The organism is Pseudomonas sp. A1230, assembly GCF_044218825.1.
GTDB lineage: Bacteria > Pseudomonadota > Gammaproteobacteria > Pseudomonadales > Pseudomonadaceae > Aquipseudomonas > Aquipseudomonas iridis.
In genome coordinates this window covers 58231-72399 of record NZ_CP162582.1, presented here as the reverse complement: position 1 = coordinate 72399, position 14169 = coordinate 58231, and the positions used below count along the sequence as shown (strand labels likewise).

General features: G+C 60.7%; 10 protein-coding genes. 2 read left to right on the top strand and 8 right to left on the bottom strand.

Annotated features, from left to right (window positions below):
* Window positions 1-52: 52 nt before the first annotated feature.
* Window positions 53-1072: a Leu/Phe/Val dehydrogenase gene (locus tag AB4P97_RS00365; protein WP_395601928.1), complete on the bottom strand. Its 1020-nt coding sequence runs from the start codon at window positions 1070-1072 to the stop codon at window positions 53-55.
* A gap of 185 nt (window positions 1073-1257) precedes the next feature.
* Here AB4P97_RS00365 and AB4P97_RS00360 point away from each other — a divergent pair, with 185 nt between their 5' ends.
* Window positions 1258-2061 (top strand): SirB1 family protein, encoded by an 804-nt coding sequence (locus AB4P97_RS00360; protein ID WP_395601927.1) that lies wholly within the window; start codon window positions 1258-1260, stop codon window positions 2059-2061.
* A 101-nt stretch (window positions 2062-2162) separates the two neighbouring features.
* On the opposite strand, the gene AB4P97_RS00355 is transcribed toward AB4P97_RS00360, so the two are convergent.
* From AB4P97_RS00355 to hmgA, 4 genes are all read right to left on the bottom strand, one after another.
* The gene (locus tag AB4P97_RS00355; RefSeq protein WP_395601926.1) at window positions 2163-3518 is read right to left on the bottom strand and encodes an MFS transporter; all 1356 of its coding nucleotides are present in this window, start codon (window positions 3516-3518) and stop codon (window positions 2163-2165) included.
* 147 nt (window positions 3519-3665) lie between these two features.
* Window positions 3666-4301, bottom strand: a complete 636-nt coding sequence (gene maiA / locus AB4P97_RS00350; protein ID WP_042557713.1) for a maleylacetoacetate isomerase — start codon at window positions 4299-4301, stop codon at window positions 3666-3668.
* Between the two features lie 12 nt (window positions 4302-4313).
* Entirely contained in the window at window positions 4314-5618 is a 1305-nt protein-coding gene (fahA, locus tag AB4P97_RS00345) for a fumarylacetoacetase (RefSeq protein WP_395601925.1), read from the bottom strand.
* A gap of 3 nt (window positions 5619-5621) precedes the next feature.
* The gene (gene hmgA / locus AB4P97_RS00340) at window positions 5622-6926 is read right to left on the bottom strand and encodes a homogentisate 1,2-dioxygenase (protein ID WP_395601924.1); all 1305 of its coding nucleotides are present in this window, start codon (window positions 6924-6926) and stop codon (window positions 5622-5624) included.
* A gap of 163 nt (window positions 6927-7089) precedes the next feature.
* Between hmgA and AB4P97_RS00335 the strand changes: the two genes are divergently transcribed.
* Window positions 7090-7869 carry an IclR family transcriptional regulator gene (locus tag AB4P97_RS00335; protein WP_047299800.1) on the top strand — a complete coding sequence of 260 codons (780 nt, stop codon included), beginning with the start codon at window positions 7090-7092 and terminating at the stop codon, window positions 7867-7869.
* Between the two features lie 105 nt (window positions 7870-7974).
* Here the strand turns inward: AB4P97_RS00335 and AB4P97_RS00330 are convergent, their stop codons facing one another.
* The 3 genes from AB4P97_RS00330 to AB4P97_RS00320 form a co-directional block, all read right to left on the bottom strand.
* Window positions 7975-10530, bottom strand: a complete 2556-nt coding sequence (locus AB4P97_RS00330; RefSeq protein WP_395601923.1) for a LuxR C-terminal-related transcriptional regulator — start codon at window positions 10528-10530, stop codon at window positions 7975-7977.
* 139 nt (window positions 10531-10669) lie between these two features.
* Complete coding sequence (locus tag AB4P97_RS00325) at window positions 10670-12037, bottom strand: DUF1329 domain-containing protein (protein ID WP_395601922.1); 1368 nt, start codon at window positions 12035-12037, stop codon at window positions 10670-10672.
* Window positions 12038-12060: 23 nt separating this feature from the next.
* A complete protein-coding gene (locus AB4P97_RS00320) occupies window positions 12061-13854 on the bottom strand; it encodes a DUF1302 domain-containing protein (RefSeq protein WP_047299797.1) in 1794 nt (597 codons plus the stop codon).
* Window positions 13855-14169 lie beyond the last annotated feature (315 nt).

Genomic DNA, 14169 nt, shown 5'->3' with positions numbered 1-14169 from the left:
TTGAATAGGCCCTGAGTCAAATGGCTCAGGGCCTTTTTCATGCCTGCGAAACTCAGCGATACAAAACTCTTTCCGCCAACTCATCCGCCACCCGTGCCGGTGAACGTTTCTCCGCCTGCGCATGGGCAAAAACTTCAGTCAGCCGCGAGCTGATTTTCGACAGGTGCGCGGTAATGGTGGTCAATTCCTCACCGCGATGTTTCAGCGAGACGTAAATCAGCCCACCCGCATTGATCACATAATCCGGCGCATAAAGAATGCCGCGCCGTTCCAGTTGATCGGCCACATCCAGATGCGTTAGCTGATTGTTCGCCGAACCGGCCACCGCCGCGCAGCGCAGTTGCGCCACCGAATGGCTATTGAGCACACCACCCAGACCACACGGCGCAAGGATGTCGCACGGCGTGCTGAGCAACGCATCGTTGGCGATAGGGTGAGCATTAAGCTGTTCCATCGCCAGTTGCACCTTGCCGTGGTCGATGTCGCTGACCAGCAACTCGGCGCCGGCGGCGTGCAGTTGCTCGGCCAATGCATAACCGACATTGCCCAGGCCCTGAATCGCCACGCGCAAGCCTTCGAGGTTGTCACTGCCCAAGCGCGCCATCGCCGTGGCACGAATGCCGGCGAACACACCCATCGCCGCGTGCGGCGCCGGATCGCCGGCCGAGGTGGTGCTGGTGACGTGTTGGGTCTGTTGGGCGATGCAATCCATGTCCGCCACCGAAGTGCCGCTGTCGATGGCGGTGATGTAGCGACCGTCGAGCTGGTCGATGCAACGACCGAAGGCTTCGAACAGCGCTGCACGATTTTCAACATGAATCGGGCGCACGATGACCGCAACCCCACCGCCCTGCGGCAAACCCGCCAACGCGGCCTTGTAGCTCATGCCCTGAGCTAGGCGAATGGCGTCTTCGACGGCGGAGTCGTCGTTGGGGTAGGCAAGATAACGACACCCGCCCAGGGCTGGGCCCAGGCGGCTGTTATGGATGGCAATGACCGCCTTCAACCCGCAAGCCGGGTCGACGCTAAGGTGCAGCGATTCCAGGCGAGTGCTTTGCATGAGCGCAAACATCGTTGGGCTCCCGAATCACTTCTTGTAGAACGCCAGTATAGGCTTGCGCCTGAAAATTGCTGGAGCGCACCGGAATAAGCAGGCGTGCAGACGACGGCTTTACGGCATATCTCTCGACCTGTTCACCGAGCCACTGGACGAATGCCACGGACGGGGCTAAAACGAGGCATTCCACGGAGATTTCGATGAGTCCGCGCCAACGCTTTTTCGAGTGCCTGCACCGTTCACCGCCCGCGCTGTTCGAAGCCGCGCTGTGGATGGCCGCCGAGCACGAAAAAGCGGTCGATCCCGAGGCGCTGCTTGTGGAGCTCAAGGATCTGCAACAGCGTGTCAGCTACGGTTTGCCGATGTTGCCAGTCAGCGAGTTGGCGCAGCCGTTATTGCGGCGCATGAATGATTTGGGCTTTGCCATGGATGACTTCACCCCGCTCCGTCCGCAGGCCGCTTTAATACATAAAGTCTTGCAAACCCGTCGCGGGCAGCCGCTGGCGCTGGCATTGATTGCACTGGAACTGGCGCGTGGTCTGGAGATTCCCCTGGTCGGGGTCAACTTCCCCGGGCACTTCCTGTTGCGCGTGCCCGGTGCCGATCATCTGCTCGATCCGTGCGGCGGTCGCCGCTTGTACCCCAACGACTGTCGTGAACTATTGCAGCGCCAGTACGGGCCCAACATGAAACTCAATGCCGAGCATTTGTTGACTGCCACGCCGGTGCAGATGCTGCAGCGCCTGTCGCGCAATTTGCGCCAGCTTCACCTGACTCAGGATGACTTTATCGCGGCGCTAATTGACGCCGAACGCGTGCTCGAACTGGGCGATGCCGGCGCCGCCGATTATCTGGCTCGGGCCAGCCTGTATCAGCGGCTCGACTGCCCGAACGCCGAGCGGTTTGATCTGGAACATGCGCTGTTGCTCAGCGATGACCCGATCCAACGGCTGCGCCTGACCGAACGACTCGGGCATCTGCCGCCGAATTCAGTCGTCCACTAACAGCAAAAGATCGTCCGATCGCGGCCCGAGCCTTCGGCAGCTCCTACAGGGTGTACACCTTCCCAATGTAGGAGCTGCCGCAGGCTGCGATCTTTTGATCTTCAGCTTTTCAGTGCTTGCTCCACCACCGGCTGCCCGACGGTTTCCGAGGGCGAACGAACCTGGATGATCAGCAGTGCGGCGATGACGGCCGGAATCGCGCAGAAGAAGAAAATCTGCTGCACCGGAATGTGCATCGCCAGCAACAGGCTGCCGAACAATGGCCCGAGAATCGAACCAAATCGCCCCACACCCAATGCCCAACCGGTGCCGGTGGCGCGCACATGCGCCGGGTAGAAGTTACTGGCGAAAGCGTTCAGCGTCAGTTGCCCGCCAATGATGCAGAACCCGGCGGCAAACACGCAGGCCACCAGATAACGCGGATTGTCGTGGTTAAGCCCCAGCACAATCGTGCACAGCGCAGCGCCTGCAAGCACGCCGGACAACAGTCGCACCTTTCGTTTCAAACGGTCGGCGAACCAGGCCATGCAAATCGCACCCAGGGTGCCGGCGAACAGGAACATCGACGTCACCAGATTGGCTTCGTTAAGTTTCAGGCCACTTTCCAGCAGCAGCGACGGCAACCAACTGATCATGAAGTACAACAAGATCAGGCTGACGAAGAACGTCGCCCAAATCAGTAAGGTTGGCCGCGCATAACCATTGCGGAACAGTTCGACCACGGTCAGTTTACTGCCCTGCTCGCGTTCATTCTGTTCGACCGAGGCCAGCGGAGGTTGCCAGTCCGGCAACATTCGCCCGGTAACTCTGCGCAGGCGCGCATAAGGTGGCTGATCACGCAGCAGGCGCGGCAAGGATTCGGGCAGCACCCACCAGAGAAACGGAAACAGCAGCAGCGGCGTCACACCGCCCGCGAGGAACACGGCCTGCCAACCGAACTGATCGATGAAACCGGCGGCAACAAAACCGCCTGCCGCACCACCAAACGAGAAGCCACAAGCCGCCAGTGTGACCATCAAGGTGCGCAAACGTGGTGGCGAATAATCCGACATCAGCGCCATCGCGCTAGGCATTGCACCGCCCATGCCGATGCCGCAGATAAAGCGCGCGACCATCAGGGAATTGAGGGAGTCGGCGAACACCATCAGCAGGGTCAAACTGGCGTAGATCAGCACGCAAGCAAGCAGAATTCGCCGCACACCAAAACGGTCGGCCAGCGGTGTCACTGCGAGGGAGCCAATGGTGAGGCCTAGCAGGTTGGCACTGAATACAGGTCCGAAGGCGGATTTTTCCAGACCCCAATCCTGCGCCAGCGCCGGCACCACGTAGCCCAGCACCTGGGCGTCATAACCATCGGTGACCAGCAACAAGGCGAGCAGGATCAAGAGAAACCACTGATATCGGGACACAGGACGGGCGTCGAGTGCCGCCCGAAAGCTGGCAATCTGGTTGTGCATCGCGAGGTACCTTTTTGTTTTTATGGTTTTTGGTGTTTCACCGCCGAACCTTGTGGGAGCGAGCCTGCTCGCGAATGCGGCGTGTCAGCTATATGAATGGAGACTGACACTCAGCCTTCGCGAGCAGGCTCGCTCCCACACGGGGGCTTACGGTGTATCTGGCTGGTTGGACGGGTGAGCCTGGATGAACGCTGGATGTTCGGCCGCCAATGCCCAAACACGGCAAATCCGCGGATAAGCCTCAAGCGAAACATTGAAGCGCTCGGCCGCGTACAACTGCGGAATCAGGTACACGTCCGCCACGCACGGCCACTCACCGAAACAGAATCCGCTATCGCCAATCAACTGTTCCACCGTCGTCAGCCCCTGGCTGATCCAATGACTGATCCACTCCATGACCTGCGGTTCGTCATGCCCCGACTGCCGCAGTCGATTGAGCACGCTGACGTTGTGCAGCGGATGCACATCGCAACCGATCACCGCCGCCACGCCGCGTACATGCGCGCGGGCAGCGAGGTCTTCGGGGAGTAGCGGCACCTGTGGATAACGTTCCTCCAGGTACTCGATGATCGCCGGTGACTGGATCAGCAGCTCGCCGTCATCGGTGCGCAAGGCCGGCACGCGGCCCTGTGGATTGATCGCCAGATACGCCGGCTGCCGATGTTCGCCACCGGGCGCCGCGATCAAGTTGACCGGCAGCGCCTGATAGTCGAGACCTTTTAGCGCCAGTGCGATCCGCACCCGATACGACGAGGTCGAGCGGTAATAGGTGTAGAGATCCATGAGCCGCTCCTGTCAGCGCGCCGCCAGCACTTTGCCGCGGCATTCGCCAAAGCCGATCGAGGCGAAACCGTCACGGGCACAACGCGCGCGCAGAATGATTTCGTCGCCATCTTCAAGGAATTTGCGCACTTCGCCGGACGCCAGTTCGATCGGCTTTTTACCACCCTCGGTGATTTCCAGCAGGCTGCCGAACTGACCGTTTTCAGGACCGGACAGCGTGCCCGAACCGAACAGGTCACCGGCCTGCAACTGGCAACCGTTGACGCTGTGATGAGCGACCATTTGCGCGACGGTCCAGTACATGTGGCGGGTGTTGCTCAGGGTCAGGCGATGAGCCGGCAGATTCTGCTCGCGCATGGTTTCGGTGAGCAGCAGCACTTCCAGTTCGATGTCGAATGCACCGCCGTCCTGATCGCGCTTGTCGAACAGGTACGGCAGTGGCTGCGGATCGCCTTGCGGACGTGCCGGTTGTGCGGTGCGGAACGGCTCCAGCGCTTCGGCAGTGACGACCCACGGCGAGACGCTGGTGATGAAACTCTTGGACAGAAACGGCCCCAGCGGCTGGTATTCCCAGGCCTGGATGTCGCGAGCCGACCAGTCGTTGAGCAGGCAGAAACCGGCGATGTGTTCGGCCGCATCACCGATGGCGATCGAGTCGCCCATCTCGTTGCCCTGACCGATCCAGATGCCCAGTTCCAGCTCATAGTCCAGACGCGCGCATGGGCCAAAAGTCGGCTCGGTAGCACCGGCCGGCAGGGTCTGGCCTTTAGGACGACGGACGTCGGTGCCGGACGCACGCACGGTGGACGCACGACCGTGATAGCCGATCGGCACGTGCTTGTAGTTCGGCAGCAGCGGGTTGTCCGGACGGAACAGTTTGCCGACGTTCTGCGCGTGCTCGATACCGACGTAGAAGTCGGTGTAATCGCTGATGCGCGCCGGCAGATGCATCTGGCAATCGGCGGCCAATGGCAGCAGCTTCGCACCTTGAGCTTCGATGTCGCAGCGCTGGGTGCTGGTTTCGCTGAACAGTTCCAGCAGACGTTCACGCAGGGCAACCCGCGCCTCACGACCGAGGTCGAAGAAGGCATTCAACTGGCCGCCACGGGTGGCTTCCACAGCGCTGCGAGCGGCGCCATCGAACAGGCCCGCTTCAAGGGCAACTTGCAGATCGAAGATGTGGTCACCAATGGCCACACCGCTGCGCGGTTCTGAACCGTTGATGCTGAACACACCCAGTGGCAGGTTCTGCAGCGGGAAATCGGCGTGGCCGTTGGCCGACGCAACCCAGCTGCGGGTGATGGAATTTTGAGTCATGGGTTATCTCCGGGTCGGGTCGAACGTGGCGGGCAACGTGGCCCAGCAAGCGTCGTAATGGGGTTGCAGTTGTGGGCAGTCGAGGGCGAAGCGGCTTGGGCGCAGCACTTGGCTGGTCTCGAACATGAAGGCCATGGTGTTGTCGATTTTCGCGGGTGCAAGCTCGGCGTTGATCGCTTTGGTGCAGGTCTCGCCGTCCGGGCCGTGAGCACTCATACAGCTGTGCAGCGAGGCGCCGCCGGGCACAAAGCCTTCGGCCTTGGCGTCGTATTCGCCCTGGATCAGGCCCATGAATTCGTTCATCAGATTGCGGTGGAACCACGGTGGACGGAAGGTGTTCTCGGCCACCATCCAGCGTGGCGGGAAAATCACGAAGTCGAGGTTGGCCAGGCCATGCACGCTGGTCGGCGAGGTCAACACGGTGAAGATCGACGGGTCGGGGTGATCAAAACTGACCGTACCGATGGTGTTGAATCGGCGCAGATCATATTTATACGGCACGTTATTACCGTGCCAGGCCACTACGTTCAGCGGCGAATGATTGAGCTCGGTGGCCCACAACTGGCCGAGGAATTTCTGCACCAGCGTGGTGGGTTGTTGCAGGTTTTCGTAAGCGGCGACCGGGGTGAGGAAGTCACGCGGATTGGCCAGACCGTTGCTGCCGATCGGCCCCAGGTCCGGCAGGCGCAGCGGCGCGCCATGGTTCTCGGCAAGATAGCCGCGCGCTTGCGGGTCGAGCAATTCGATGCGGAATTTCAGGCCCCGTGGCAGCACGGCAATTTCCAGCGGCGAGACTTCCAGCACGCCCAACTCGGTGGCAATGCGCAGACGCCCCAGTTGCGGCACCAGCAGCAGTTCGCCGTCAGCATTGAAAAACACCCGCTCCATCGAGCGGTTGGCCGCGTAGTTGTAAATGCTGATACCCGAAGGTTTCTCGGCGCCGGAATTGGCCGCCATGCTCACCAGTCCATCGATGAAATCGGTCGGTTCGGCCGGCATGTCCAGCGGATTCCAGCGCAGGCGATTGGGGGTTACTTCACCCAGAGGCCCACCGGCCAGTTGCCGCTCCAGTTTGACGAACGCCGGGTGATTGGCCGACGGCTGAATCCGGTACATCCAGGTGCGCCGCGCTTCGCTGCGGGTCATGGTGAACGCAGTGCCGGAAAACAATTCGGTGTACAGGCCATAGGGAGCTTTTTGCGGGGAGTTCTGGCCGACGGGCAGCGCGCCGGGCAACGCTTCAGTGCTGAATTCGTTGCCGAAACCGGACTGATAAGCCAGCGTCGACGCGGTTGAATCGAGGTTCATGGAGCCTCCTGAACAGGGAGTCGGCAGTGGCCCATCGCTCTGGCTCAGAGGTTTCGGCACGCCGGGGTTGTTATTATCGTAATTCGATTACGCATAACGTAATTTGCTCGCTATCCAGCGTCAAGCTATAAAGACGCCCATTCGTATTGGAACCGGCCGCACCATGGAAAAAACCAGCGACAGTAACGGCAAACAGAAAGTCCGCTCCGCCGAGGTCGGCACCGACATCCTCAAGGCTTTGGCCGAGTTGTCGCCGTCCACCTCGCTGTCGCGCCTGGCCGAACACGTGCAGATGCCGGCGAGCAAGGTTCACCGCTACTTGCAGGCGTTGATTGCCAGCGGCTTCGCCGAACAAAACCCGGCGACCAACCACTACGGTCTGGGCCGCGAAGCCCTGCGCGTGGGCCTGGCGGCACTCAACAGTATGGACGTGCTGAAAGTCGCCGCCCTGCCCCTGTCGGAACTGCGCGACGAACTCAACGAAACCTGTTTCCTCGCCGTGTGGGGCAATCAGGGAGCAACCGTGGTGCACATCGAACCGGCGGTGCGAGCAGTGACGGTGGTCACGCAATTGGGTTCGGTGCTGCCGCTGCTCAGTTCCTCGACAGGACTGGTGTTCAGCGCCTACCTGCCGCATCGGGAAACCGACGAATTGCGCGAGCGGGAAATCGCCGTCGCCGAGCATCCGCTGAAAGACGAAACCGCCTACGCGACGTTGTGCGAACAGATCCGCGCGCGCGGCCTGCATCATGTCCACGGCTTGCTGATGCCGGGTGTGGATGCCTTGTCGGCACCGGTGTTCAATGCCGTCGGACAAGTTGCGGCGGTGCTGACCATCGTCGGCCCGACTTCGTTGTTCCATGCCGACGAAAACGGCCCGGCGGCGCAGCGATTGTTGGCTGCGACGCGGGCCGTGAGTTGGCGGATGGGGTTTGACGCGTAGGCGCCTGCGTCGATCCGCCGGTCAGCGACTTTGTGAAGGGTTACAGCAACCCGGTTTTGCTGTCGCCCGCCGCGTCCTCTTGCAGAGCTTCTTTGATAATCCTTGCTACAGCTCAAGCCCCAGCAGCTTGGCACTGGCTACAGCCTGGGTTCTTCGCTCGACGCCCAGTTTTCCGTGTATCCGCCTGGCGTGAGTCTTTACCGTGTGCAGGGAAATAAAGAGCTCATCTGCAATCTGTTGATTGGAATGGCCCCTGGCAATCAAGCGCAAAACCTCCAGCTCACGCTGACTGAGCAAACCACTGCCGCTCGCCACTTCAACAGTGACCGGCTCGGAAACCGTGTTTGCCAGTACTTGCGACAGCCCCGGGTGGCGCAGTTGCAGCTCACGCAACGCCTGATGCAGCCCATATTGACGGCCCAGCGCCAGACCCTGCTGTAAGCAGGCGCACGCCGAAGTCTGATCACCCTGGGAAAAGGCAACTTCGGCCATCGCCAGATGCAAGTCGGTTTCCAGAATGAGCATCCTGCAGTGCTGCGCCGTTTCGAGCAGACGCTGTAACCGGCCCATCGGATTGCGAGCCGATCCTGAACCTACCTCGGCAAGGATCAACAAGTACTCGACGCGGGGTATCAACTCGAGTGTCGCCGGCGGCGCCTGCAAGGCGTCCGCTCCTTGATAGTGCCGTAACAGGCGTGTCATCGCCTCGCACGCCAGCTCATAACGGCCCTGCTGCAGCCAGAAAAGACTGCTGACTTGCAACACCACGCCGCGATAAACCGTGTCCGGAATCTGCCGTTGCTGCATCATTCGCTCCGCATCACGCAGCCAGACGAACGCTTTCTCGTAATCCGCCTGATTGGCAGCCAGTTGCGCCAGCCCCAGATAGCCGTAGAGGGCACGCTTGTCATGATTGCGCCCGCAACCGTCCAGACCGGATTGGAAAAAATCCGCCGCCAAGACATCCTGGCCCTGACTCAGCGCAAGACGCCCGCGACGCAACGCAATCCTTCCCAACAGCGGGGTCAGGCGGTTCGGTTGCCGGACGAGTAAATCATGCACGCCTGCCAAAAGACTTTCAGCCCGAGGCGCCGCGCCGCGCTGTTCGAGCAGTTGCCCGTGATCAAGCTCCAGCAGAGCTTCGAAAACCAGCGAGCCTTGCGCCCGAGCCAGACACAGTGCCTGACGATTACGGGCGTGGGCGACGTCCAGTTCGCCACGCAACAAAGCCTGCTGGGTCAACCCTGACAAACACATCACCCGAGCGATCCAGTTATCGAAATCGAGTGCCTCCAACGCTTGCGAAAAGTATTCGTGAGCGCTCTCCATCCGCCCTTCCAAATGCAGTAACCAGCCTTTCAACGTTTGCCAACGCGCAATCAATTGCCGCTCATGAGCTGGCGAAGGCTGCGGCATGAACCGCCCTAAATGCTCGATGCATTGCGCCGCCTGTTCAAAACGACCGGCGAAGAGCAATGCAGCTGTAATCAGACCGACCAGCTGCGGCGTGCTCAGGGTCAACTCTTCACCCTGATGCTCATGCAATTGCAGTAACAGGACCACGGTTTGCTCTTCAAACAAATGCTCGAAACTGAAGTGCTGCAACAGGCTGACGGCGATTTCATGTTCTTCGGCGAGCAAGGCTTGCTCGAAGGCCGAACGCCAATCCTGCCGCCAGGAAAACCACTGACACGCCCGCCGATGCCAGGAACGACCTGCGGGCCATTGTTCGTCGCGCATCACCCGCGACAACGGTGGAAAAACCTGCAGCCAGTCAGCCGAGTCGTGCCATGGTTCGATAAAGCAGCCCAGTGTTTGCAACGTGCGCAGGCACTGTGCGCCCTCCCCGGCACCGAACAGATGCTCACACAGCTCGGCATTGAAGCGCGGCAAATGCGCGAGTACCCGCCAGTTCTCGGCCAGCTCCGGCGTGAGGCTATTGAAGAGTTCGTGTTGCAGATAATCCAGCAGCGTATCTACGCGCTGTTGCGGCTGATTACTTTGTGACCAGTCACACTTTTGCAGCAACGCCATGCGCACCCCGGCGCACCAACCGCCGGTACGCTGGACGATACGTGCAGCAACACTGTCAGCCTGCTCGGGCAACAGATGTCGCAGCGCCTGGGCGATTTCGTCCGGGGTCAGGGCCAGTGTCGGGGATTCGCATTCGTACAGTTCGTCGTCGAGCAACAGCCGCGGCCAGTTGCATTGCGGCCGTCGACGGGTGCCGATCCACCAGGTGAGCGCCGGACTACTGACCGTCAGCAAGCGGTCGAGAAACGCATCCAGCGCTGGATCCGGCAGCCGACAGTAGTCATCGATAAACAGCCAGGTCGGCAACGACCAGCGACTCAGCGCAGCCACCAGGCCGGACTCCGTTGTTTCTGCCAGTCCCAACGCCCGTGCCAATCGCAGACAAAACTCGTCGACCCTCATTGCGGCACCCGCCAGCGGTAGCCAGCACACTTCGCAGTGTGGCGGCGCCTGAAGCAGGCACTCGGCGAGCAACGCGCTCTTGCCGCTGCCGGCGGGCGCACAGATGAGCCTGACCCGTGCCACCGATTCCAGCAATGGCTCGCTCAATCGCGTGCGTTTTTGGTGATGGGAGGACAGTCTGGGGAGAAAACCGGGGCGATCCAGACAAGCTGTCATGGCGGTCATCGGATGAGCCTTTTTATAGTTGTGAGCTCACCCTAGCCCTCTCCCGACAGCTTGTTGACAAGTATTCAGCACGCTGATTGGCGGCCATAAAAAAGGCGACCATGCGGTCGCCTGTTGTTCAGCCGATGTATCAGAACCGTTACCGCACACCCTCTGCACGCAGGGCCGATGGCGTGTAGTCGGCAGCCTTGGCTGCGAAGCCGAATTCATAGCTGTGCTTCTCTTCGTTCTTCATCCCCAGCGCGATGTAGCGGCCGGCAATAATGTCGTAGAGCGCTTCGAGGGTGTAGGCCTGAGTCTGGTGATCGTAGTAGTACTCAGCGTGACCTTCGGCGACGCGCCACAGCTGCCCGCGACCGTCGTAGTGATCGGCGAGCGCCACTTGCCAGCTGTCCTCGTCGATGTACATGTGGCGCTTGGCGTAGATGTGCCGCTCGTTCGCCTTGACCGTGCCGATCACTTCCCAGACGCGGTGCAGCTCATAACGCGTCAGGTCCTGATTGATGTGCCCGGCCTTGACGATGTCGTCGTACTTGAGCTTCGGCGAGTCGAGTTTGTAGCTGTTGTACGGAATGTACATTTCCTTTTTGCCGACCAGTTTCCAGTCGTAACGATCCGGCGCACCGGAGAACATGTCGAAGTTGTCCGAAGTGCGCAGGCCATCGGCGGCGGTCCCCGGGCCGTCGTAGGCCACTTGCGGCGCGCGACGTACGCGACGCTGACCGGCGTTGTAAATCCACGCCAGGCGCGGTTCCTTCACCTGATCGAGGGTTTCGTGCACCAGCAGCACGTTACCGGCCAGCCTTGCCGGAGCCGTCACCGACTGCTTGAAGAAGGTCAGCACGTTGGCGGCTTTTTCCGGATCGATATCCTTCATCAGTTGCGGCACGGCGATCTCTTCTTCGAAGCGGATCGGCGTGTAGCTGCCGTTGGTTTGCGGCGTCACCTGGGTGATGATCCGCTTCACGTTGCCGCCGTGATAACGGGTGATGTGGTTCCACAAGACTTCCACGCCATTCTTCGGAATCGGGAAGGCGTAGTAGCGATTGCCGGTGAAGTTGGCCAGGCCGTTACCGTCGTTGATGGTGGTGACGTTAAGGGCGCTGCGCTTGGCCGATTCGTAGATTTCCGGTGGTGCGGCGACGGTACGATGGGTCGGATAGACCGGGATCTTGTAGGTCTGCGGATAGCGTTTGAACATCGCCACCTGCCCTTCAGACAGTTTGCTTTTGTACTGATCGACGTTGGCGGCGGTGATGGTGAACAGCGGTTTTTCATTGGCGAACGGGTCGGCAAGAAAGCCTTTACTGTCCACCGCTCCGGCGTTTTTCGCGAGGCCGCCTGTCCATGCCGGGATCGAGCCGTCGGCGTTGCCGGCCTTCTCGGCGCCGAGCGGGGTCAGGCTGGTGCCGAGTTTGTTCGCCTCATCCGGCGACACCGCCGCCATCACGTTGGCCGCCAACAGACTCAGGGCCAGCACACCGCATTGCAGAATCATTTTGCGCATTGCTTTCATCCTTCTCGGGCAGATCAGAAGTTCACGCCGAAGCTCAGAGCGACGAAGTCACGGTCTTCGAGGACGTTGTAGTCGCCACCGAAAAAGTCGGTGTAGCTGAGGCTCGCAGTGTAGGTGTTGCGGTAGTCAGCATCGACGCCGACGCTGATCGCTTTGGCGCCTTCGTTGAACAGGCCGTTGGGGCCGTAACCGGCAACGTCGTGGGACCACGACAGGTTGGGTTTGAGGTTGATCCCGCCGATCACGTTGGCGTAATCGAGGATGGCGCGGCCGCGATAGCCCCACGAAGTCGAGGTGACGAAGCCGCCCGTGTCGCCACCAAACCCGTACTGGCCGTACACCGAATCGCGGCCATAACGCAGCTTGCTGCGCGACTCCAGACCACCGACCCGCACCACCGCCGCTTCACCGACCAGAGTCAGGCGTTGGGCGCCCAGCACTTGGTCGAAGAAGTGCGTCAGGGTGCTCTGGATCTGCGTCACTTCCTTGCGACGGTATCCCGTGTTGTCCGAACCCGGCGAGGTGGCGATCGGCGAAGCTGCTCCGCCGGCGATCGGGTTGAGCAAAGCCAGCGTCAGGTCATTGGTGCTGACTTGCACCGGAGCGTTCGGCCGGTAGCTGATCTCGCCGGTCCATGCGGTGCCGGTGGGCAGCGTGGTAGAGAAACTCGCGCCGTACAGGCGAATGTCTTCCGGGTATTCGAGGTAGTAGCCACCGCGCCCGAGCATCACACTTTGCGCCAGGCCCGAACCGCTGCCGGGTGCCAACTGGTTGGCGATGCCGACCATGCCCGGCAATGCCGCCAGAGTCGAAAGCCCTGCCGTGGTGGTGCCGACTGTTGGCGTGCGGCTGTGGTAGTTCATGAAATAGAGGCCGTACTCGGTGTCGTCGCCGAGCCAGCGCAGTGCCGTGCCCCACTGCCCGGAATCCCGCGCATCGCGGTCGCCGCCACGCGGGATGACCACGCCTTCGCGGGTGACCTGAATGCCCTGGCCAAACGCGGTGGTCAACGGCACCAACGGCGCAATCGCCGGGTTACCGACGGTGTAGCCGCTGGTGCAGCCGTCCGCCACCACGTCGACGCCGAAGAACGTGCCGCAGTTGTCGACAACGGTCTGGTCCCACTCCAGTTGATAGAAGCCTTCGATGCTCAACTGGTCAGTCAAGCCCTGGGAGCCGAACAACATGTTCACCGGAATCAAGCCTTCCTTGATCTCCGCACCGGGGCGACGGAATGCCGACACGTCAATCGGGTTGATGCTGTTGATTGAGTTGCCGATGAAAGTACTTTCGCCCCAACTGACCACTTGTTTACCGGCGCGCACCGTGCCCGGCAGATCGCCGATGGAATAGTTGTGATAGACGAATGCATCGAGAATCTGCGCGCCAGATGATTTGGCGCCTTCCTTGCGGCCACTGTCGCTGATCTGCTTGAACTCGCGGTCTTCGTCCTTGAGTTCGAAGTCGTACCAATATTTGCCACGCACGAACACACCGGTATCGCCGTACTTGAGTTCGAGATCGTGAATGCCTTTGACGATTTTCGAGAAGGTCTCGCCCTTCTTGAAGTTCAAACGCCCGTCATCACCGGTCGAGGATTGCCCGGTCCCACCGTTGACAGTACCGACCAGCGACTTGTCGGCATCGCGCATGCCCCAACTCGCACCGACCGACAACGACGAATCGAACGTGCCTTCGATTTCTCCGATATTAAAAGCGACCGCGTGCGCCTGGGCACAGCAACCCAGAGCCACCGCGGCTGCCAGCGCCTGCGGTGTGAAGATGGCGCGCATTGTTTTTGTTGTCATGCGTCTTCCCCGGTGAGTGACAGAAGGCCTCACCCTACTGCCGCGCGACGGGGCAGATAAGCGCACCAAGGAGGTATTCGCGCTGTCGCTCGAAAGGATGAATGTCCATGCAGCACGCGGCTTTGCATCGATCATGGATCGGCTGGATAGAGGATCATCAGTGCCGCGCATGGTGCACATCAGCCTTTGCAGACTGTTGCATGCCCCGTAACAGTGCATGTCTGGAATCCGTATTTTTCCTACAGGGCTGAAACCGTATTCTGAGCGGGCTTTCACGGCATGCGCCGAAAGCCCCCAGCCTTGGCTACTGAGCAA